The following is a 1,840-nucleotide window of genomic DNA, read 5'->3' on the forward strand; positions in this document are numbered from 1 at the left end:
ACCGGGCGCACTACCAGCGGTCCCAGGAGCAGCAGGGCCAGGAACACCAGCACCGCCACGACCGCGACCAGCCCGGCGTCCCGGTCGTACCCGGTGCTCCCCGGTCCGGGCAGCTCGCGCGCCAGCAGTACGACGACCACGGCCGTCACGGCGCCCACTCCTCCGGCCACCACGCCTTCGACGACCAGCGCCCGCATCAGCTGCCCCCGGTGCGCGCCGACGACCCTCAGCAGCGCCAACTGCTTGAGCCGCTGGGAGAACACCACGCGGAACCCGGAGGCGGCCACCAGCGCGGCGGCGACCATCGAGATGCCGACGAACAGGGCGACGCCCGCGAACAGGTCGTCCACGTCACCGGTCGCGGCGCGGGCCTCCGCCAGCCGCGCCGCGTCCCCGGTCTGGACGCGCACCGGTTCGCCGTCGACCCCCGTCACGGCGGCGAGTTCCGCCGTGAGCGCACCGGGATCGGCCCCGTCCGCGAGGCGCACGTCGAGCCGCGAGCACCACCCGTCCCCGGCGGGCAGGTCCACCAGCGAGGTGATGACGTCGGTGGGCGCGTACGCGGTCTCCAGCTTGTCCCCCACCACTCGGACTACTCCCGGTGACCAGCACCTCGGCGGCGCGCTGCCCGCCGTCGCCGACCGGGAGCACGAGGGTCGTCCGGTCCCCCGGCTTGAGGCCGTAGCCCGCCGCGGCGACCTCGTTGACCGCGATCTCGTCGGCCGCACCGGGGTAGCGCCCCTCCACCACCCGCGCCAGCGACAGCGGGCCGTCCCCCGGATCGGCCTCGAGCCCGAGGTACCGGTCGGCCGCGCCGGCGAGCACCGCCCCCGCGCTCACCCTCGGCTGGACCTCGGCGACTCCGGGCGTGGCGCGCACCCGCTCGACCCCGGCGGGCGTGCCGCCGAGCCCGTCCAGCACCGCCCGCTCGGCGACGGCCTGGCCCAGCACCGCGCCGCAGGCGAAGAACGCCGCGACCAGCACCGGCAACCCGGTGAGCACCGGCCGCAGGGGCGCGCGGACGACTCCGGCGAGCTGGGTGCGCAGCACGCTGGCGTCGAGCCGCCTGCTCACCGCGCCACCCCGCCGTCCCGACGCCGGGACGGGGCGTCGTCCCGGTCCCGCACCACTCTCCCGTCCGCGAGCGAGACAACCTGGTCCGCGTACGAGGACGCCACGGGGTCGTGCGTCACCGTCACCACGGTCTGCCCCAACTCCCGCACCGACTCGCGCAGGAACGCCAGCACCTCACCGCCGGAACGCGAGTCCAGGTTGCCGGTCGGCTCGTCCGCGAACACCACGTCGGGCCGCCCGATCAGCGCCCGCGCCAGCGCCACCCGCTGCTGCTGCCCGCCGGACAGCTCCCCCGGCCGGTGCCCCACCCGGTCACCGAGGCCGAGCACTTCGACCAGGTGCTCGAACAGCTCCCGGTCGACGGACCGCCCGGCCAGGCCGAGCGGCAGCGTGATGTTGCGCTCCGCGCTCAGCTGCGGCAGCAGGTTGAGCGCCTGGAACACGAACCCGACCCGGACGCGCCCGTGACGGCCGTGAACCGCCCGGCCTCGAAGGAGACCGTGACCCCGTCCAGGGCCCGGGCCTCGCTCCCGCCCCGCCGGTGCACCTTGACCAGGTCGACGGCCGCTGACAGCCACGTGCCCCGCTCCTCCCGCGCGGCGACGTTCCCGCGCGTCACCCAGCCCCTCACCTCGGGTCCGGGAAGGGCAGGTCGACCCGAGCGTCCTCGCAGTGCGCGCGGGCGGCCGCCATGGCCTCGGCGATGGCCGCCCGGTCCGGCCCGACCGTGCTCCCGCTGGCCACACCGGCGGCCAGGCCCGCGTCC

2 protein-coding genes and 1 pseudogene are annotated in these 1,840 nt (G+C 76.6%); all 3 read right to left on the minus strand.

The genetic code is table 11. The features are described from left to right. Positions 1-410: FtsX-like permease family protein (locus ACTUAL_RS09480; protein WP_440899994.1), on the minus strand; the 410-nt coding region annotated here is incomplete at its 3' end. Then, positions 352-1,074 carry a hypothetical protein gene (locus ACTUAL_RS09485; RefSeq protein ID WP_440899995.1) on the minus strand — a complete coding sequence of 241 codons (723 nt, stop codon included), beginning with the start codon at positions 1,072-1,074 and terminating at the stop codon, positions 352-354. The genes ACTUAL_RS09485 and ACTUAL_RS09480, both read right to left, overlap by 59 nt. Next, positions 1,071-1,693 (minus strand): annotated as a pseudogene (locus ACTUAL_RS09490) (ABC transporter ATP-binding protein). Before ACTUAL_RS09490 ends, ACTUAL_RS09485 begins: the two are co-directional and overlap by 4 nt. Positions 1,694-1,840 lie beyond the last annotated feature (147 nt).

Source organism: Actinosynnema sp., assembly GCF_052038725.1.